Genomic DNA, 16089 nt, shown 5'->3' with positions numbered 1-16089 from the left:
GCTGACCGAACAGACGATTTTTGCAGCGAACCAAAAGGCGCCACACCAGAGCGCCTGCGTAGAAGAAAAACCATAAAACTTTAACTCGGGAGCAACCGAATGAAACCTATGTTCAAAGGCCTGATGCTGGCGGGATCCCTGCTGGCCGGTGGCCAAGCCGTGGCCGGTGACCTGTTGCAGTGGCAGAACAACAGCCTGACTTACCTGTGGGGCAAGAGCTTTACCGTCAACCCGCAAATCCAGCAAACGGTCACGTTCGAACATGCCGATGCGTGGAAGTACGGCGACAACTTTATCTTCGTCGACCGCATCTTTTACAACGGCAAGGAAGACGGCAACGTCGGCCCCAGTACTTATTACGGTGAAATAAGCCCGCGCCTGTCGTTCGGCAAGATTTTTGATAAAGACCTGTCGTTCGGCCCGATCAAAGACGTGCTGTTGGCCTTCACTTACGAGTTTGGCGAAGGCGATAACGAGTCGTACCTGCTCGGTCCAGGCTTTGACCTGAACATCCCCGGCTTCGACTACTTCCAGTTGAACTTCTACCAGCGCCAGACCGAAGGCAATCGTCCGGGTGACGGCGTTTGGCAGATTACTCCGGTCTGGTCCTACACCATTCCCGTGGGCAACTCTGACGTGCTGATCGACGGCTTCATGGACTGGGTCACGGACAACGACAAGAACGCCCGTGGCACTTACCACGCCAACCTGCACTTCAACCCACAGGTCAAATACGACCTGGGTAAAGCGCTGCATTGGGGCGATAAGCAGCTGTATGTCGGCTTTGAATACGACTACTGGAAGAACAAGTACGGGATCGAAGATTCGGGCGCGTTCAAGACTAACCAGGACACCGCAAGCTTCCTGGTCAAGTATCACTTCTGATTGAACACTGTAGGAGCCGGCTTGCCGGCGATAGCGATCTTGAGGACGCCATCGCCGGCAAGCCGGCTCCTACAGGGTCGGTGTGAGGCCAAGAAAGCGTGACAATTCCTCGCGCTTGGCCAACGCGTCGCGCCGCCCCAATTCGATCAACTCACTGCAATACCCCGCCTCGAACAGCAAGTAGCTCAATACCCCCGCCCCGCTCGTCTTGGTCGCCCCCGGCCCACGCAAGAACAAGCGCAATGCCGCCGGCAATTCCTGGCGATGCCGTGCCGCGATTTCGTCGATTGGCTGACTCGGTGCAATCACCAGCACTTCCACCGCCGCCACGCCAGGCGCGGCGTGGCTGTACTGATTCAAGCGCTCCAGCAACTCGATATCGCTTTCCAGGCTGTCAATGAACGTGCTGTTGAGCATATGCCCGCCAATCTGCGCCAGAGTCGGCTCCTGGCCGGTGTAGGTACGCTGCGCCGCCGGTTCATTGCCGCGCGGGTTGCCGCTGACGCCGACCACCAGCACACGACTGGCGCCCAGGTGCAACGCCGGGCTGATGGGCGCCGACTGCCGCACGGCGCCGTCGCCGAAATACTCCTGATCGAGTTTGACCGGGGCGAACAGCAAGGGAATCGCAGAACTGGCCAGCAGGTGTTCAACCGTCAATTGAGTGGGCATGCCGATACGACGGTGGCGCAACCAGGCATCGATGGTGCCGCCCCCCTGGTAGAAGGTCACTGCATGGCCGGATTCGTAACCGAAGGCCGTGACCGCTACTGCATGCAGATGTTTGTTGCGAATCGCTTCATCAATGCCAGGCAAGTGCAGCTTGTCCTTGAGCAGCGCTTTCAGCGGCGTGCTGTTGAGCAGCGCCACCGGCACCTGCGCACCAAGACCGAGGAGGCTGTGGATAAAGAAACGGCTCGCCTGGCGAATCACTCCCGGCCAATCACTGCGCAGCACTAGATGACTGCGAAAGCCCTGCCAGAAGGCGGTAAGACGTTGGATCGCGGCCCCGAAGTCCGTGGCGCCACTGGCCAGGCTCACCGCATTGATCGCGCCGGCCGAGGTGCCGACGATCACCGGAAACGGATTGGGTGCCCCCGGCGGCAACAGCTCGGCAATCGCCGCCAGTACCCCCACCTGATACGCCGCTCGCGCCCCGCCGCCGGAAAGAATCAAGCCTGTAACCGGTTCAGCTGGGCGCATTGCGTCACTCCATGTGGGGAAATGTCGGTTTTATCGGCGGCGTTTTTCGTACAGCTTAGGCTCACCCGGCGGCCGGCTCTTGAAGCGGCGATGGGTCCATAGGTATTGCTCAGGGCATTCACGCACGGAGGCTTCGACCCACTGGTTGATGCGCAGGCAGTCAGCCTCATCGCTCTCGCCAGGAAAGTCGGTGAGCGGCGGATGGATCACCAGACGATAACCGCTGCCATCAGCCAGACGCTGTTGGGTGAACGGCACCACCAGCGCCTTACCCAGCTTGGCGAACTTGCTGGTGGCCGGCACCGTGGCGGCCTGGACGCCGAACAGCGGCACGAAAATGCTTTGCTTGGCGCCGTAGTCCTGGTCCGGTGCATACCAGATGGCACGCCCGGCGCGCAGCAGCTTGAGCATGCCCCGCACGTCTTCGCGCTCCACGGCCAGGGAATCGAGGTTGTGACGCTCGCGGCCTCGGCGCTGGATGTAGTCGAACAACGGGTTGCCGTGCTCGCGGTACATGCCATCAATGGTGTGCTTCTGCCCTAGCAGCGCGGCGCCGATTTCCAGGGTGGTGAAGTGCAGGGCCATGAGGATCACGCCCTTGCCATCCAGTTGGGCCTGCTTGAGGTGTTCCAGGCCTTCGACGTGGGCCAGGCGCGCCAGGCGCTGGCGCGACCACCACCAACTCATGGCCATTTCAAAGAAGGCGATGCCGGTGGAGGCAAAGTTTTCCTTAAGTAAATGTTTACGCTCTTTGGCGGATTTTTCCGGGAAGCACAGTTCCAGGTTTCGCGCGGCAATGCGGCGACGTTCGCCGGCCACGCGGTACATGCCGGCACCTAGCAGGCGACCAATGGTCAGCAGCGCGCGGTAGGGCAGTTGGGTGACCAGCCACAACAGGCCGAGCCCCAGCCATAGCAGCCAAAAGCGCGGGTGAAAAAATACAGCTCGAAAACGCGGGCGATCCATTACAGATTCCGGTAAAGACAAGGGCCGCGCATTCTACAACGGTTCGACTCGGCTTGCGGCGGGTGAGTGTTCTCGTTATAAGTCTCGACACTTTTCGTGACAAGCCGCTTTTGCCGACCATGAGCCAAACCGAACCGCTAGACCAAGATCCCGTGTTCCAGCTGAAAGGCAGCATGCTCGCCATCACCGTGCTGGAACTCGCCCGTAACGACCTCGACGCCCTGGACCGCCAGCTCGCTGCCAAGGTCGCCCTGGCACCCAACTTTTTCAACAATGCTCCGCTGGTGCTGGCGCTGGACAAACTGCCGGCCGGCCAGGGCAGCATCGACCTGCCCGGCCTGATGCGTGTATGCCGCTCCCATGGCCTGCGTACCCTGGCGATCCGTGCCAGCCGTATCGAAGACATTGCTGCGGCCATCGCCATTGAACTGCCAGTACTGCCACCGTCCGGCGCGCGCGAGCGTCCGCTTGAACCATTGGTCGGCGAAGAGAAGAAAAAACCGGAAAAACCACCCGAACCTGCGATCAAGCCTACAAAGATCATCACCTCGCCCGTACGCGGCGGGCAGCAAATTTACGCCCAGGGTGGCGACCTGGTGGTGATCTCTTCTGTCAGCCCGGGGGCGGAACTTCTCGCCGATGGCAACATCCATGTATACGGCCCGATGCGCGGACGTGCCCTCGCCGGCATCAAGGGTGATACCAAGGCCCGTATTTTTTGCCAGCAGTTGACCGCTGAGCTAGTGTCCATCGCAGGCCAGTACAAGGTTTCAGAAGATTTGCGCCGTGATCCGCTGTGGGGGGCTTCGGTGCAGGTCAACCTGTCGGGCGATGTGTTGAACATCATCCGTCTTTAACGGATACTGCCGCATTTTCCAAGCATCTCTAGACTCTGATAGCACAGCGAAACCGGCATTACTTATGTAGGAATTTTTTTTCCTACAAGGCTGTCCGCCTGCAGCGAGTTCCAAGAGATGTTTTTCAGGGACCGAAATGTCCTTCTTCCTTAGGGGTGAAACACCTTGGCCAAGATTCTCGTGGTTACATCCGGCAAGGGTGGTGTGGGTAAGACCACCACCAGCGCCGCTATCGGTACCGGCCTCGCTCTGCGCGGCCACAAGACAGTTATCGTCGACTTCGACGTCGGCTTGCGTAACCTCGACCTGATCATGGGCTGCGAACGCCGCGTGGTGTATGACTTCGTCAACGTGGTCAACGGTGAAGCCAACCTGCAACAGGCCCTGATCAAGGACAAGCGCCTTGAGAACCTGTACGTGCTGGCCGCCAGCCAGACCCGTGACAAAGACGCGTTGACCAAAGAAGGCGTAGGCAAAGTCCTGGCCGAGCTGAAGGAAACCTTCGAATACGTGGTCTGCGATTCGCCGGCCGGTATCGAAACCGGTGCTCACCTGGCCATGTACTTCGCCGATGAAGCCATCGTCGTGACCAACCCGGAAGTCTCCTCCGTACGTGACTCGGACCGTATGCTCGGCCTGCTGGCCAGCAAATCCAAGCGCGCCGAAGAAGGCCAGGACCCGATCAAGGAGCACCTGCTGCTCACCCGTTACAACCCTGAGCGCGTCAGCAACGGCGAAATGCTCGGTGTTGAAGACGTGAAGGAAATCCTCGCCGTGACCCTGCTGGGCGTGATCCCAGAATCCCAGGCCGTCCTGAAGGCTTCCAACCAGGGTGTTCCGGTGATTCTTGACGACCAGAGCGACGCCGGCCAGGCGTACAGCGATGCCGTCGATCGCCTGCTGGGCAAGTCCGTGGAACATCGCTTCCTCGATGTCAAGAAGAAGGGATTCTTCGAGCGTATCTTTGGAGGCAACTAAACAATGAAATTTCTCGACTTCTTTCGCGCCAACAAAAAGCCTACGACCGCGTCGGTCGCGAAAGAGCGTCTACAGATCATCGTGGCGCACGAACGCGGCCAACGCAGCACGCCGGATTACCTGCCAGCCTTGCAGAAGGAACTGGTCGAGGTGATCCGCAAGTACGTCAATATCGGCAACGATGACGTGCATGTCGCCCTGGAAAATGACGGCAGCTGCTCGATTCTGGAACTCAATATCACCCTGCCTGATCGTTGATCGAACAGGCGGCCGCCACGGCGGCTCGTTCACCCTGATCCCTTTTTGGGGTCGGGTGGGCGAGCCGCCGTTGGCGTTTGTTACGAGGCTGTTTAATGCCGCTGTCCAACATCCACATCATCCATCAGGACGACGCCGTCCTGGTGGTGAACAAGCCCACCCTGCTGCTCTCGGTGCCTGGCCGCGCCGACGACAACAAGGACTGCCTGATCACCCGCCTGCAGGAAAACGGCTACCCCGAAGCCCGCATCGTGCATCGCCTGGACTGGGAAACTTCAGGCATCATCCTGCTGGCCCGTGACGCCGACACCCACCGCGAGCTGTCCCGCCAATTTCACGACCGTGAAACCGAAAAGGCCTACACCGCCCTGGCCTGGGGCCAACCGGAACTGGACAGCGGCAGCATCGACCTACCCCTGCGCTACGACCCGCCGACCAAGCCACGCCACGTGGTGGACCACGAATTCGGCAAGCACGCACTGACCTTCTGGAAAGTGCTGGAGCGTTGTGGCGACTGGTGCCGCGTCGAGCTGACGCCGATTACCGGGCGTTCGCACCAGCTGCGCGTGCACATGCTTTCCATCGGCCACCCCTTGCTGGGTGATGGCCTGTACGCCCATGAACAAGCCCTGGCCGCCTGGCCGCGCCTGTGCCTGCACGCGAGCATGTTGAGCTTCACCCACCCCCAAAGCGGCGAGCGCCTGCGCTTCGAGTGCCCTGCCCCTTTCTAAGGCAAAGACGCTTACCTGTAGGAGCGAGCTTGCTCGCGAAAAACCAGAGAACGCCACGTTCATCCAGAATGCCCGCGTTATCGTTGACGTTTTTCGCGAGCAAGCTCGCTCCTACAATGAATCGGCGGAGCCAATACGGTAAACTCCGCGCACTGCTGTCTGGAGCTATTTATGCGCGAAGCGTTGAATCAAGGCCTGATCGACTTCCTCAAGGCCTCCCCTACTCCTTTTCATGCCACTGCTGCCCTGGCCCAGCGCCTGGAAGCGGCCGGTTACCAGCGTCTGGACGAGCGCGAGACCTGGACTACCGAGGCCAACGGGCGCTATTACGTGACCCGCAACGACTCCTCGATCATCGCCTTCAAGCTCGGCCGCCATTCGCCGCTGCAGGGCGGTATCCGCCTGGTTGGCGCCCACACCGACAGCCCGTGTCTGCGAGTCAAGCCGCAGCCTGAGCTGCAACGCCAGGGTTTCTGGCAACTGGGCGTGGAAGTCTACGGCGGCGCGCTGCTGGCCCCATGGTTCGACCGCGACCTGTCCCTGGCCGGCCGCGTGACCTTCCGCCGCGACGGCAAGGTCGAAAGCCAGTTGATCGACTTCAAGCTGCCCATCGCCATCATCCCCAACCTGGCCATTCACCTGAACCGTGAAGCCAACCAGGGATGGGCGATCAATGCCCAGACCGAACTGCCGCCGATCCTGGCGCAATTTGCCGGTGACGAGCGCGTGGACTTTCGCGCCGTGCTTACCGAGCAGCTTGCACGGGAACATGGCTTGAACGCCGACGTGGTGCTCGACTACGAGCTGAGCTTCTACGACACGCAAAGTGCTGCGGTCATCGGCCTCAATGGCGACTTCATCGCCGGCGCCCGTCTCGACAACCTGTTGTCGTGCTACGCTGGTCTGCAAGCCTTGCTCACCAGCGACAGCGAAGAAACCTGCGTACTGGTGTGCAACGACCACGAAGAAGTCGGCTCCTGCTCGGCGTGCGGTGCCGATGGCCCGATGCTGGAACAGACCCTGCGCCGTCTGTTGCCGGAAGGGGATGAATTCGTACGCACCATTCAGAAATCCCTGCTGGTGTCTGCGGACAACGCCCACGGCGTGCACCCAAACTACGCCGAGAAGCACGACGCCAACCACGGCCCCAAGCTCAACGCCGGACCTGTGATCAAGGTCAACAGCAACCAGCGCTACGCCACCAACAGCGAAACCGCCGGGTTCTTCCGCCACCTGTGCATGGCCCAGGAAGTACCGGTGCAGAGCTTCGTGGTACGCAGCGACATGGGCTGCGGCTCCACCATCGGGCCGATCACCGCCAGCCACCTGGGCGTGCGCACCGTGGACATCGGCCTGCCGACGTTTGCCATGCACTCCATTCGTGAACTGTGCGGCAGCCATGACCTGGCGCATCTGGTGAAGGTGCTGGGCGCGTTTTACGCGAGCCAGGACTTGCCCTGATGTGGCATGGGGTTGATGTGTTTCTGATACACATCAACTCCAATTTCTGCAATCCGACCTAGACTTGTCAGTATTCCCACTCCGACAAGGCCGTCGCACCATGATCTCCATGTCCTCCTTCCACGCCATGCTGATTCCGATCCTGATCGGCATGATCATGCTCGCCGTGGGCTTCAACTTCCGTGACAAACCCCTCGGCGTGTTTGGTATGTGGATCGGCATGCTGCTGATCCTGGCCACCGTGGTGTACAAGATCCTCGCAAAACTGGCTGAATGACGATTGCGCTCGTACACTCGGTCAACTCGTCGTTTCCAAGGTTGACCGCCTCGTGCTTTCCCGTCTGTTTGCCCTGCCCTGCTACTGCCTGATCGCCCTGCTGACGCTGCTGCCGCTGACGCCTGCCCACGCCGTGGGCTTGCCCGGCCTGCTCGGCAACACCAACAAGACCCAGCCCCAGGCCGAAGTGCCGCTGGGGCAGTCGTTGGACGAGGTGATCAAGACCCTGGAAAACGACCAGCAGCGTACCCAGTTGCTGAGTGACCTGAAAAAGCTGCGCGAAGCCACGAAAAAAGCCCAGCCAGCCGCCGAAGAAGGCGTGCTGGGGTTGATCGGCGGCACCCTGGCCAACCTGGAAGCGCAGTTCTCCGGGGCCGACAGCCCGCTGGGGCGCTGGTCCAATGAAGTCGACCAGGCCAAGGAAGAACTCAGTGCGCTGATACTGCCCGCCAACGAATGGTTGCCGATCATTTTCGGTTTTGCCCTGATCCTTGCGGTGTGGAGCCTGCTCGCCGCCGCGCTGATCTGGCTCAGCCACCGCGTACGCGAACGCTTCGGCCTGCCTGAAGAGTTACCGCAACACCCACGCACCTGGGACATGGTGCGTTTTGCCCTGCGTAAACTCGGCCCATGGCTGATCGCCCTGGTGATCACGGTGTACCTGAGCTACGCCCTGCCCTCATCCCTAGGCAAATCCCTGGCGATGGTATTGGCCTATGCGTTGGTGGTGGGCACCTGTTTCTCGGCGATCTGCGTGATTGCGTTTTCCGTGCTCGACGGTCCGCATCGCCATCGCGCGCTGTATATCCTGCGTCACCAGGCTTTCCGCCCACTGTGGTGGATCGGCAGTTTTGCCGCCTTCGGTGAAGCCCTGAGCGACCCGCGACTGGTCGCAGCACTGGGGCAACACTTGTCCCATACCGCCGCGACCATCGCCAATGTGATGGCGGCGTTGTCCACCGGCGTGTTCATCCTGCGTTTCCGCCGGCCCATCGCCCACCTGATCCGCAACCAGCCACTGTCGCGGCGCCTCACACGCCGCGCCCTCAGTGACACCATCGAAATCATCGGCTCCTTCTGGTACATCCCCGCGCTGCTGTTGGTGGGTATTTCGCTATTCGCCACCTTCGTCTCGGCCGGCGATACCAGCACGGCCTTGCGCCAGTCGCTGCTGTGCACGGTGCTGCTGGTGTTGTGCATGGTGATCAACGGCCTTGTGCGGCGTCACGCTCTCAAGCCGCAACGCGGGCACAAGCGCCATGCGTTGTACTCCGAACGTCTGAAAAGCTTCGTCTACACCCTGGCCCACCTCATCGTTTGGCTGGTGTTTATCGAGCTGGGCCTGCGGGTGTGGGGCCTGTCGCTGATCCGCTTTACCGAGGGCGATGGGCATGAAGTCAGCGTCAAGCTGTTCGGCCTGGCCGGAACCTTGCTGTTTGCCTGGTTGATCTGGATCCTCAGCGACACCGCGATCCATCACGCCCTCACCCGCTCGCGCAAAGGCCTGGCCAACGCCCGCGCGCAGACCATGATGCCGCTGATCCGCAACGTGCTGTTCGTGACCATCTTTATCATCGCCGCCATCGTCGCCCTGGCGAACATGGGCATGAACGTCACGCCGCTGTTGGCAGGTGCTGGTGTGATCGGCCTGGCCATCGGTTTCGGCGCCCAGTCGCTGGTGGCGGACTTGATCACCGGCCTGTTCATCATCATCGAAGACTCCCTGGCCATCGATGACTACGTGGACGTCGGCGGTCACCTCGGCACCGTCGAAGGCCTGACCATCCGCACCGTGCGCCTGCGCGACATCGACGGCATCGTGCACACCATTCCGTTCAGCGAGATCAAGAGCATCAAGAACTACTCGCGGGAGTTCGGCTACGCGATCTTCCGCGTGGCGATCCCCTACAACATGGAGATCGACGACGCCATCAAGCTGATGCGCGATGTCGGCCAGAAAATGCGCAACGACCCGCTGCAGCGCCGCAATATCTGGTCGCCGCTCGAGATTCAAGGCGTGGAGAGTTTCGAGTCGGGCAGCGCGATTCTGCGCGCGCGCTTCAAGACCGCGCCGATCAAGCAGTGGGAAGTGTCGCGGGCGTTCAACCTGTCGCTCAAGCGTCATCTGGATGAGGCCGGGCTGGACCTGGCCACGCCGCGCTTGAGTGTGCAGGTGGTGACCGCCGGCACTGTGCAGGAGAAAGATCAACAACAATAAATTCAGGAGAGGTCCTTATGCGTTTAACCGGTCTGACACACCCGTGGATTGTTGGCATGTTGTGCGGGGTCGCCAGCAGTGCCGTGATCGCCGCCAGCAGCGGCCAGGACAGTGCCCGGGAGGAAATCGCCGCCCAAGCCAAAGCCCTTGAGCCGGCGTTGCTGGAAACCCGACGCGACATCCACGCCCACCCTGAATTGGGCAACACCGAAACGCGCACGGCGGAGCTGGTCGCCAAACAACTGCGCGACCTGGGCCTTGAGGTGAAGACCGGTGTCGCACGCACCGGCGTCGTGGCGGTGCTGAAAGGCGCCCTGCCCGGCCCCACCGTCGCCCTGCGCGCCGACATGGACGCGCTGCCGGTGAAGGAAGTCGCCGACCTGCCCTTCGCCTCCAACGCCAAAGGTACCTACCTGGGCAAGGAGGTGGACGTGATGCACGCCTGCGGCCACGACGCCCACGTCGCTATCCTGCTGAGCACGGCGAAAATCCTGACCGGCATGCGCGAACGCCTGCCGGGCACTGTGGTGTTCTACTTCCAACCGGCCGAGGAAGGCCCGAGCGACTTCATCCCCGACGGCAAAAACACCTGGGGCGCCAAAATGATGGTGCAGGAAGGCGTGATGAAGGCGCCCAAACCGGACGCGGTGTTCGGCCTGCACGTGTGGGCCGGCGTGCCCGCCGGACAGATTGCCTACCGTCCTGGACCGACCCTGGCCAGCTCGGACGATTTGCGCATCAAGATCCTCGGCAAACAGACCCACGCCGGCCGCCCTTGGGATGGCATCGACCCGATCACCGTGGGCGCGCAGACCATTGTCGGCCTGCAGACCGTGGTCAGCCGCCGCACGGATATCTCGTCATTTCCGTCGGTGGTGAGCATCGGCACCATCAATGGCGGCACACGTTACAATATCATTCCGGAGTCGGTGGATATGACTGGCACCATTCGCTCCTACGACTACGGCATCCGCCAGAAGCTGCACGCGGACGTGCGCCAGACCGTAGAAAAGATCGCCGAAAGCGGCGGCGCCAAGGCCGAAGTCACCATCATCGAGAAGTACGATCCCACCATCAACAACCCGGCGTTGACCGAGAAGATGCTGCCGAGCCTACGCTGGGCGGCCAAGGATGACGTGGTGCAGGGCCCACTGGTGGGCGGTGCCGAAGACTTCTCGTTTTATGCCAAGGAAGCGCCGGGGCTGTTTGTGTTCCTGGGTGTGACGCCGAGGGATCAGGACATGAGCAAGGCAGCGCCGAACCACAATCCGGGGTTCTTTGTGGATGAGTCGGCGTTGGTGGTGGGGGTGAGGACGCTGGCGTCGTTGGCGACGGATTATCTCTACACCCATCAACCTCAATAACATACCTTCCTGTAGGAGCGAGCTTGCTCGCGAAGAATGTTAACGAATACGCGGGCAGGCTGAGTGCCCGCGGTGCCCTTGCGATTTTCGCGAGCAAGCTCGCTCCTACAGAGAATCTTGGCGGATCAACCGGTCAGCGCAGCCCCGTCCATCTTCTGACGCAAGCTCAACGGACGCATATCCGTCCAGACTTCTTCGATGTAGGCCAGACACTCTTTCTTCATGCCGCTCTTGCCCACGGTGCGCCAGCCTTCCGGCACAGCTTTGTAGTCGGGCCAGATGGAATACTGTTCTTCGTGGTTGACCACTACCTGAAACAGGATGTCGTCGCGGTCAAATACTGAGGTCATTGCTGTTCTCCATCGCTAAAAGGCTGGCCGCGCACCGTGCGCAGCACTGATATCTGTAGAAACGTACCAAGCGTGCAAAAAATTAGAGGCTGGCGACTGCGGCGGCCAGCGCGCGCCCGAAGATGTCGGCTACCCGATCCACCTCGGCGGCGGTGATCACCAGCGGCGGCAGGAAACGCACCACGCTGCCATGCCGACCACCCAGCTCCAGGATCAACCCGCGCTTGAGGCATTCACGTTGCACCAGTGGCGCCAGTTGGCGATGCACGGGGGGGTGGCCCTGGATGTCTGGCGCGCCCTTCGGGTCCACCAACTCCACACCGAGCATCAGCCCGCGACCGCGAATATCCCCCAGGTGCGGGAAATCGCGCTGCAGGACGTTCAGGTGTTCGCCAAGGCGCTCGCCCATGGCGGCAGCGTGGCCGGCCAGGTCATGGTCCTTGAGGTAGCGCATCACCGCCGAACCCGCCGCCATCGCCATCTGGTTGCCTCGGAACGTCCCGGCATGGGCGCCCGGCAACCAGGTGTCGAGCCAGTCGCGATACACCACCACCGCCAGCGGCAGGCTGCCGCCGATGGCTTTGGACATCACCACCACATCCGGGATGATGCCCGCGTGTTCGAAAGCAAACATCTTGCCGGTGCGACCGAAACCGCTCTGGATTTCATCGACAATCAAGGCCACGCCCGCCTGCTCGGTGATACGGCGCAGGCCGCGTAGCCAATCCAGGTCCGCCGGGATCACACCGCCCTCGCCCTGCACCACTTCGACAATCACCGCCGCCGGCAGCAATACACCAGCCTCGGGGTCATTCAGCAGGTTTTCCAGGTAATGCAAGTTGACCCGCACGCCCTCCGCGCCGCCCAGCCCGAACGGGCAACGGTAGTCGTAAGGGTATGGCAAAAACTGCACGCCATTGCCGAGCAAGGCGCCCAAGGGTTTCTTCGGCCCCAGGCTGCCCATCAGGCTCAGTGCGCCTTGGCTCATGCCGTGGTAACCGCCCTGGAAGGACAGCACGGTGCTGCGGCCGGTGGCCGTGCGCACCAGTTTCAACGCGGCTTCCACCGCATCGGTGCCGGTGGGCCCGCAGAACTGGATTTTCGCTTCCCGCGCCAGTGCCGGCGGCAACAGGCCGAACAGGTCCTGCACAAACTGGTCCTTGACCGGGGTGGTCAGGTCCAGGGTGTGCAGGGGCAATTCATCGGCCAGCACTTGCTGGATGGCCTCGATCACCACCGGGTGGTTGTGCCCAAGCGCCAACGTGCCAGCACCGGCCAGACAGTCGATGAAGCTGCGGCCTTCCACGTCCTCCACATAAATGCCCTTGGCACGCTTGAGCGCCAGGGGAATGCGTCGAGGATAGCTGCGAGCGTTGGACTCCTGCTGGCGCTGACGGGCGAGCAACGGGGTTTCGTCGAACTGGTAAAGCGTTTCATGCACCGGGGCGTCTTCGATACGGCTGGTAGCGACTGACATTTCTCGATCCCTCAATACGCTGATGATGGTGACCAAACTGCCGATCCGCTGGCGTCTGGCCCAAGGGGCATGCGCACGGATTTCCTGTTCTGGAAACGCACCAGCGTCAGGAGGATTTACTCCTCCGGTCGCGAAAATCCCTCAACCGCATAGCCCCTGGTACTTTTCATTCAACGCATAAAGAATCGCGCAGGTTTCAGCATCCAGAAACCCACGATAATCCCGTGGACGAAAGTGCATCTGAAACGCTCGCGTGCGCTGTTCAAACCCCTGCCGATTCTTTGCAGGCGCATACCCATAGCGCTGAAACGCACGCTCCACCTCGACTTCCGACGGCAGCCCGAGGCAAAAGCGGCGTTGATACATCGCCTGGGACGCTTCATCAAACCAGGCCCCTATCCCCGCGTCATACAAGCGCCGCCACGGCAGACGCGGCCCCGGATCACTCTTGCGGCTGAACGCCACGTCCGAATGCCCGAGAATGTCGGTAGGTCCAATCTGCGGATAACGCCCGAGAATGTCGCGAACCAAGGCAATCAACACCTCGACTTGTTCCTCAACATAGGCGGGAAAGGTGAACACGCCGCCGTCATCCCGTGCCAGGTTGACGATTTCGATGCCAACCGAGCGGCTGTTGAGGTTGTCGCGCCCCGCCCAATGGCTCACCCCGGCATGCCAGGCGCGCTTGTCCTCTTCCACCAACCGGAATACCCGCAACTCTTCATAGCCTGCGGCGCAGTAGCTGGGATCGTCAGGGTCGGGTAGCAAATAGTGTGCACTCACGCCATCCTGGGTCAGGGTGCGCAGGGATGAGCCAAAAGGTGCCGCGGTGTAATGCAGGATCACCTGCCGCACGGGTTCGCCGTTACGTTCGTTGAAGCCTGTGGCAGGGAAGCTTGTATCGATGACCAACATGAGAACCATCCTTTTCAATACAGGCCGAGTCGTTCAGCCCGTTCAAGCGCAAAAAAATTACCGCCATCCTGAAGGCTTGATCCTTAGGAGGGCGGTAACTATGTGGCACTTGAGAGAAAAGTGATCAGCGCCGCAGTGGCATGCCCAATTCGACGCGCAGGCCATCCGGCTGGCTGTCGAACTTCAGCGAGCAGGAGCAGCGCTGCACGATCGCTTGCACGATCGCCAGGCCCAGGCCGCAGCCTTCGCTGTTGCCATTACGCCAGAAGCGTTGGGTCAGGTATTGCAGGTCCTCCGGCGAAATCTGCTTGCCGTGGTCACGCACGCAGAACACCACGCTATCCGCCTCAATCAATACGCGCAGTTCCACCCGCGTGTCCGCCGGCGTGTGGCGCAGGGCGTTGTCCAGCAGGTTGCGCAGGGCCGCGACCGCCAGGCCCACCGGCATTTCCACCGGGGTAACCGAGAGGTTATCCGGCAGGATCAGGTCGATGCGCGAGTTATCCCCGGCATTGGCATCCTGGATGGCCAGCCGTGCCACGTCCTCGGCACTGGAGTGCATGCCATCGTCAAATGACAGGTTGCCCTCCACCCGCGCCAGCAGCAGCAATTGCTCCAGGGTGCGATGCAGGCGGTCGGCGCCCTCCTCGGCGTGGGCCAGGGATTGGTCGCGGGCTGCGCCGTCGGTCATGCGCGCCACTTGCAGGTGGGTCTTGATCGCTGTCAACGGGCTGCGCAGTTCATGGGCGGCGTCGCCGGTCAGGCGGCGCTCGCGCTCGATGGTCTTGGCGATGCGTTGCAACAGTTGGTTCTGGGTGTCGAGCAGTGGCTTGAGTTCGCTGGGCAATGGGTGGATCTGCAGCGGTTCCAGGGAGTCCGCACTGCGCCGCATCAGAGCGTCACGCATGCGGTTGAGCGGCAACAAGCTCTGACCGATGCCCAGCCACAGCAGGCACAGGCAGCCAAGCATTGCCACACCCACCGGCACCGAAGCGGCCAGCAGGATCGACAGGTTCAACGCCTCACGCTCCACCTGACGGTCGGCGGTGGTGATCAACAGGTCACCACGGGATAGCGTGAAGCTGCGCCAGTTCACCCCATCGATCACCTGATCACGAAACCCACTCTGGCGCGACTCCAGGCCTTCATCCGGCGTGGCATGACTGCGCGCCAGCACTTCGCCGCGCAAGGAACTGACCTGGCACGCCATGCCACCCGGCACGTTGAGTTGTGTTCCATGGAAATGCGCACCGCCGCTCACACTGGCCAGGCCCGGCATCTGCTCGGTCAGCCCCGCCACCATACGCGCCGACGCCACCAGGCGTTGGTCGAGGGAGAACATCATCTGGTTGCGCAGATCGTTGAGCATCCAGGCGGCCGCCAGGGCCCAGATCAACACAAAAGCGGCGCCCAGCTTGAACGTCAGGCGCAGGCGCAGGCTTTTCACGATGCGTCCTCGCCCCCATCCGCAGGGCCCAGGCGATAGCCGAGGCCGCGCACGGTCTCGACGATGCCATTGCCCAATTTGCGCCGCAGGTGGTGGATATGCACGTTGAGGGCGTTGCTTTCCAACTCGTCGTTGAAGCCGTAGACGCTGTCCTTGAGCTGTTCGCTGGACAGCACCCGGCCTTTGTTGTGCAGCAGGGCTTGCAGCAGCGCCTGTTCGCGGCGCGACAGGTCCACCGGCTCGCCGCCCAGGAAGGTTTCGCGGCTGCTGGGGTCGTAGGCCAGGCGGCCATGTTCGATCAGGTTGACGCTGCGTCCCGCCACACGGCGCAGCAGGGTTTGCAGGCGGGCAGCGAGTTCGCGCAGGTCGAAGGGTTTGAGCAGGTAGTCATCGGCGCCGGCTTGCAGGCCGTCGACACGGTTGGTTACCGAGTCGCGCGCGGTGAGGATCAGCACCGGGATTTCCAGACCCTGGCTGCGCTGTTGCTGCAACAGCTTGAGGCCGTCTTCGTCCGGCAGGCCGAGGTCGAGCACCATGATGTCGAACGTGGCCGCCCTGAGCATGGCGCGCGCGGCGCTGGCCGAGGCCACGCGCTCCACGGTAAAACCTTGTGCGGTCAGGCCGGCCACGATGCCGCTGGCGATCAGTTCGTCGTCTTCACAGACCAGTACGTGCATGGTGAACCCTTCATGAAAGATGGGG

At 61.6% G+C, this 16089-nt stretch carries 16 protein-coding genes; 9 read left to right on the top strand and 7 right to left on the bottom strand.

Annotated elements, in window-relative coordinates; translation table 11 throughout:
• The first annotated feature begins 99 nt into the window (after nucleotides 1-99).
• On the top strand, nucleotides 100-885 hold the full coding sequence (locus HX868_RS11685) for an outer membrane protein OmpK (protein WP_028617274.1): 786 nt from the start codon (nucleotides 100-102) through the stop codon (nucleotides 883-885).
• Between the two features lie 69 nt (nucleotides 886-954).
• Here the strand turns inward: HX868_RS11685 and HX868_RS11680 are convergent, their stop codons facing one another.
• Nucleotides 955-2088, bottom strand: coding sequence for a patatin-like phospholipase family protein (locus HX868_RS11680; protein ID WP_177002969.1), 1134 nt, complete (start codon nucleotides 2086-2088; stop codon nucleotides 955-957).
• Between the two features lie 30 nt (nucleotides 2089-2118).
• Complete coding sequence (locus HX868_RS11675) at nucleotides 2119-3054, bottom strand: lipid A biosynthesis lauroyl acyltransferase (RefSeq protein ID WP_177002968.1); 936 nt, start codon at nucleotides 3052-3054, stop codon at nucleotides 2119-2121.
• A 119-nt stretch (nucleotides 3055-3173) separates the two neighbouring features.
• On the opposite strand from HX868_RS11675, the gene minC reads away from it, so the two are divergent.
• The 8 genes from minC to HX868_RS11635 all read left to right on the top strand — a co-directional run bounded on the left by minC (nucleotide 3174) and on the right by HX868_RS11635 (nucleotide 11198).
• Nucleotides 3174-3911 (top strand): septum site-determining protein MinC, encoded by a 738-nt coding sequence (gene minC, locus HX868_RS11670; protein WP_033900844.1) that lies wholly within the window; start codon nucleotides 3174-3176, stop codon nucleotides 3909-3911.
• 165 nt (nucleotides 3912-4076) lie between these two features.
• Nucleotides 4077-4889, top strand: a complete 813-nt coding sequence (gene minD / locus HX868_RS11665; protein ID WP_034099397.1) for a septum site-determining protein MinD — start codon at nucleotides 4077-4079, stop codon at nucleotides 4887-4889.
• 3 nt (nucleotides 4890-4892) lie between these two features.
• The gene (minE, locus tag HX868_RS11660; protein WP_010208824.1) at nucleotides 4893-5147 is read left to right on the top strand and encodes a cell division topological specificity factor MinE; all 255 of its coding nucleotides are present in this window, start codon (nucleotides 4893-4895) and stop codon (nucleotides 5145-5147) included.
• Nucleotides 5148-5242: 95 nt separating this feature from the next.
• Complete coding sequence (locus HX868_RS11655) at nucleotides 5243-5878, top strand: RluA family pseudouridine synthase (RefSeq protein ID WP_017737534.1); 636 nt, start codon at nucleotides 5243-5245, stop codon at nucleotides 5876-5878.
• Nucleotides 5879-6049: 171 nt separating this feature from the next.
• Entirely contained in the window at nucleotides 6050-7339 is a 1290-nt protein-coding gene (locus HX868_RS11650) for a M18 family aminopeptidase (protein WP_177002967.1), read from the top strand.
• 100 nt (nucleotides 7340-7439) lie between these two features.
• Complete coding sequence (locus HX868_RS11645; RefSeq protein WP_016976345.1) at nucleotides 7440-7616, top strand: hypothetical protein; 177 nt, start codon at nucleotides 7440-7442, stop codon at nucleotides 7614-7616.
• A 52-nt stretch (nucleotides 7617-7668) separates the two neighbouring features.
• Nucleotides 7669-9834, top strand: coding sequence for a mechanosensitive ion channel family protein (locus HX868_RS11640; protein ID WP_095017083.1), 2166 nt, complete (start codon nucleotides 7669-7671; stop codon nucleotides 9832-9834).
• A 17-nt stretch (nucleotides 9835-9851) separates the two neighbouring features.
• Entirely contained in the window at nucleotides 9852-11198 is a 1347-nt protein-coding gene (locus tag HX868_RS11635) for an amidohydrolase (RefSeq protein WP_177002966.1), read from the top strand.
• Between the two features lie 125 nt (nucleotides 11199-11323).
• On the opposite strand, the gene HX868_RS11630 is transcribed toward HX868_RS11635, so the two are convergent.
• From HX868_RS11630 to HX868_RS11610, 5 genes are all read right to left on the bottom strand, one after another.
• Nucleotides 11324-11548 (bottom strand): MbtH family protein, encoded by a 225-nt coding sequence (locus HX868_RS11630; RefSeq protein ID WP_177002965.1) that lies wholly within the window; start codon nucleotides 11546-11548, stop codon nucleotides 11324-11326.
• Nucleotides 11549-11630: 82 nt separating this feature from the next.
• Complete coding sequence (locus HX868_RS11625) at nucleotides 11631-13025, bottom strand: aspartate aminotransferase family protein (protein ID WP_177002964.1); 1395 nt, start codon at nucleotides 13023-13025, stop codon at nucleotides 11631-11633.
• A gap of 141 nt (nucleotides 13026-13166) precedes the next feature.
• Nucleotides 13167-13940 (bottom strand): N-acetylmuramoyl-L-alanine amidase, encoded by a 774-nt coding sequence (locus HX868_RS11620; RefSeq protein ID WP_177002963.1) that lies wholly within the window; start codon nucleotides 13938-13940, stop codon nucleotides 13167-13169.
• 124 nt (nucleotides 13941-14064) lie between these two features.
• On the bottom strand, nucleotides 14065-15387 hold the full coding sequence (locus HX868_RS11615; protein WP_095017087.1) for an ATP-binding protein: 1323 nt from the start codon (nucleotides 15385-15387) through the stop codon (nucleotides 14065-14067).
• Nucleotides 15384-16064: a response regulator gene (locus tag HX868_RS11610; RefSeq protein ID WP_177002962.1), complete on the bottom strand. Its 681-nt coding sequence runs from the start codon at nucleotides 16062-16064 to the stop codon at nucleotides 15384-15386. The genes HX868_RS11615 and HX868_RS11610 overlap by 4 nt, the downstream gene beginning before the upstream one ends.
• Between the last annotated feature and the right edge of the window lie 25 nt (nucleotides 16065-16089).

This window comes from Pseudomonas reactans, from assembly GCF_013385825.1.
Lineage (GTDB): Bacteria > Pseudomonadota > Gammaproteobacteria > Pseudomonadales > Pseudomonadaceae > Aquipseudomonas > Aquipseudomonas reactans.
The sequence above is the reverse complement of the archived record's forward strand: the minus strand, read 5'-3'. Positions and strand labels throughout refer to the sequence as shown.

What these genes read in the sequence shown, in the direction of transcription:
- HX868_RS11685 (WP_028617274.1), top strand. Translation starts at nt 100, where the DNA reads ATGAAACCTATGTTCAAAGGCCTGATGCTGGCGGGATCCCTGCTGGCC.
- HX868_RS11680 (WP_177002969.1), bottom strand. Translation starts at nt 2,088, where the DNA reads ATGCGCCCAGCTGAACCGGTTACAGGCTTGATTCTTTCCGGCGGCGGG.
- HX868_RS11675 (WP_177002968.1), bottom strand. Translation starts at nt 3,054, where the DNA reads ATGGATCGCCCGCGTTTTCGAGCTGTATTTTTTCACCCGCGCTTTTGG.
- minC (WP_033900844.1), top strand. Translation starts at nt 3,174, where the DNA reads ATGAGCCAAACCGAACCGCTAGACCAAGATCCCGTGTTCCAGCTGAAA.
- minE (WP_010208824.1), top strand. Translation starts at nt 4,893, where the DNA reads ATGAAATTTCTCGACTTCTTTCGCGCCAACAAAAAGCCTACGACCGCG.
- HX868_RS11655 (WP_017737534.1), top strand. Translation starts at nt 5,243, where the DNA reads ATGCCGCTGTCCAACATCCACATCATCCATCAGGACGACGCCGTCCTG.
- HX868_RS11650 (WP_177002967.1), top strand. Translation starts at nt 6,050, where the DNA reads ATGCGCGAAGCGTTGAATCAAGGCCTGATCGACTTCCTCAAGGCCTCC.
- HX868_RS11645 (WP_016976345.1), top strand. Translation starts at nt 7,440, where the DNA reads ATGATCTCCATGTCCTCCTTCCACGCCATGCTGATTCCGATCCTGATC.
- HX868_RS11635 (WP_177002966.1), top strand. Translation starts at nt 9,852, where the DNA reads ATGCGTTTAACCGGTCTGACACACCCGTGGATTGTTGGCATGTTGTGC.
- HX868_RS11630 (WP_177002965.1), bottom strand. Translation starts at nt 11,548, where the DNA reads ATGACCTCAGTATTTGACCGCGACGACATCCTGTTTCAGGTAGTGGTC.
- HX868_RS11625 (WP_177002964.1), bottom strand. Translation starts at nt 13,025, where the DNA reads ATGTCAGTCGCTACCAGCCGTATCGAAGACGCCCCGGTGCATGAAACG.
- HX868_RS11620 (WP_177002963.1), bottom strand. Translation starts at nt 13,940, where the DNA reads ATGTTGGTCATCGATACAAGCTTCCCTGCCACAGGCTTCAACGAACGT.
- HX868_RS11610 (WP_177002962.1), bottom strand. Translation starts at nt 16,064, where the DNA reads ATGCACGTACTGGTCTGTGAAGACGACGAACTGATCGCCAGCGGCATC.